Genomic DNA, 2,731 nt, shown 5'->3' with positions numbered 1-2,731 from the left:
GACCTCGCGCCCGTGGTGGACACCAGCGGCCAGCCGGACCGCACCGTCATCGGCGACCGCTCCTTCAGCCCCGACCCGGCGGTCGCCACCGCCTACGCCCGGGCGTTCGCCGAAGGGCTGCGCGAGGCGGGCGTCACCCCGGTGCTCAAGCACTTCCCCGGCCACGGCAACACCAGCGGCGACTCGCACCAGGGCGCGGTGACCTCCCCGCCGCTGGAGGCGCTGCGGCAGACCGACCTGGTGCCCTACCGCGACATCGACCGCTACGGGCGGGTCGTGGTGATGCTCGGCCACATCGACGTGCCCGGCCTCACCGGCGGCCGCCCGGCGACGCTGAGCGCCGAGGCGTACGGCCTGCTGCGCGGCGAGTTCGGCTTCACCGGCCCGGCGATGACCGACGACCTGGGCGCCATGCGCGCGGTCACCGACCTGGTCGACCTGCCCGAGGCGGTGCGGCAGGCGCTGGCGGCCGGCGCGGACATCGCCCTGTGGTCCTCCGGCGGGCGCACGGGCGAGGTGCTCGACCACCTGGAGGCGTCGGTGGCCTCGGGCTCGCTGCCCCTCGCCCGCGTGGACGAGGGCGCGCGACGCGTGCTCGGCGCGAAGGGCGCGTGCTGACCGGGCGGACGTGACGTCCCCGGACGTGGCCCGGCCCGGCGGCGCCTCGGCAGCCGTGGAGATCACACTGCCGGGTGAGGCGGTGTCCACGTCCCGGTGACGGGGCCGGTGTGCGCCACCACCGCTTCCTACGCTCGGAGGGCAACTTCGCGCGAGGGAGCTGATTCCGTGACCGGGTCCACCATCCTCATCGCCACCGAGCGCGCGGCGGAGGACAACACCGTGCCGGCGGCGAAGGTGGCGCAGGTCTGCGCGCACCTGCGCGAGTGCGGGCACGAGGTGATGGTCGTGCACTCCACCACCGACGCCGCCTCCGCGATCACCGCCCAGGCCGACCTCGCCGCCGCCGTGGTGAGCTGGGAACTGGTCGGTGGCCTGCTCCGGACCTCCGACACCGGCCCGGCCGTCCCGGGCGGCGTGCTGCGGATGCTGCTGGACCGGTTCTCCTCGCGGCTGCCGGTGTTCCTGCTGACCACCGGCGACTACAGCGACGAGACGCCGCTGTGGGTCTCCGAGGTCATCAACGGCTGGATCTGGCTGCTGGAGGACACGCCCGACTTCATCGCGGGCCGGGTCGACTTCGCCGCGCGCCAGTACCTCGACCACGTCCTGCCGCCGTTCTTCCGCGAACTGCGCCGGTTCGACGACACCCACCCGTACTCGTGGCACACCCCGGCCCACGCGGGCGGCATCGCGTTCCTCAAGTCGCCGGTCGGCCGGGCGTTCTTCGACTACTTCGGCGAACGCCTGTTCCGCACCGACATCTCGGTGTCGGTCGGCGAACTCGGCTCGCTGTTCGAGCACACCGGCCCGGTCGGCGAGGCCGAGCGCAACGCCGCGCGCATCTTCGGCGCCGACGAGACCTACTTCGTGCTGCACGGCACGTCGACGTCCAACCGGATGATCGTCCACAGCGCGGTCGCCAACGACGAGATCACCCTGCTGGACCGCAACTGCCACAAGGCGATCAACCACGGCGTCATCCTCACCGGCGCGCGCCCGGTCTACCTGGTGCCCACCCGCAACGGCTACGGGATCACCGGCCCCATCCCGCCGCACCGGTTGACCGCGGACGCGGTGCGCGAGCAGGTCGGGCGCACCCCGATCGCGTCGGGCGCGGTGCGCCCCGACCCGTCCTACGCGGTCATCACGAACTCCACCTACGACGGCCTCTGCTACGACACCGCCCGGGTGACCGAGCTGCTGGGCGCGTCCACCCGCACCCTGCACTTCGACGAGGCGTGGTTCGCCTACGGGCGGTTCAACCCGCTGTACGCGGGTCGCTACGGGATGGCGACCGACGACGTCGCGGTGCCGCGCGAGCAGCGCCCGACCGTGTTCGCCACCCACTCCTCGCACAAGCTGCTGGCCGCGCTGTCCCAGTCGGCGATGATCCACGTGAAGTCCGGGGGGAAGGCGCCGTTCGACCGGACCCGGTTCAACGAGACGTACATGATGCACGGCACCACGTCACCGCTGTACCCGATGATCGCCTCGTGCGACGTCGCCGCGGGCATGATGGACGGCCCGGCCGGGAACTGGCTGACCACCGAGGCCATCACCGAGGCGGTCCGCTTCCGGCAGGCGATGATCCGGCTCGGCAAGCGGCTGGCCGACGCGGGCGACCGGCCGCCGTGGTTCTTCGGCGTGTGGCAGCCGACCGAGGTCACCGACGAGCGGGTCCCGTTCCACGAGGCTCCGCTCGACCTGCTGCGCGCCGACCCGCGCTGCTGGGCGCTGGAGCCGGGCGCCGAGTGGCACGGCTTCCGCGACCTGGAGCCGGGCTTCTGCCTGCTCGACCCGGTCAAGGTGACGATCACCTGCCCTGGCGTCGACGCGCTCGGCGAGGTGTCGGGGTTCGGGATCCCGGCCCGCGTGGTCACGGCGTACCTGGAGACCCGGCGGATCGTGGTGGAGAAGACCGACGTCTACACGTTCCTCGTGCTGTTCTCCATGGGCATCACGAAGGGCAAGTGGGGCACGCTGCTCGACGCGCTCACCGACTTCAAGCAGCTCCACGACGACGGAGCCCCGCTGGGCGAGGTGCTGCCAGACCTGGTGAAGGCCCACCCCGAGCGGTACCGGGGGCTGACGCTGCCGCTGCTGAGCGAGG

Annotated in this window: 2 protein-coding genes; both read left to right on the top strand. The window is 72.6% G+C overall.

Annotated elements, in window-relative coordinates; all coding sequences use genetic code 11:
• The coding region (locus ACFV4N_RS42480) for a glycoside hydrolase family 3 N-terminal domain-containing protein (protein ID WP_499678362.1) at window positions 1–618 on the top strand (618 nt) is incomplete at its 5' end.
• Between the two features lie 168 nt (window positions 619–786).
• Window positions 787–2,731, top strand: a 1,945-nt coding sequence (locus tag ACFV4N_RS42475; RefSeq protein ID WP_499678361.1) for an Orn/Lys/Arg decarboxylase N-terminal domain-containing protein, incomplete at its 3' end; no start/stop codon positions are given.

Source organism: Actinosynnema sp. NPDC059797, assembly GCF_042732085.1.
Classification (GTDB): Bacteria; Actinomycetota; Actinomycetes; order Mycobacteriales; family Pseudonocardiaceae; genus Actinosynnema.
Note: the sequence above shows the minus strand (reverse complement) of the source record. Positions and strands in the feature narration are given on the sequence as shown.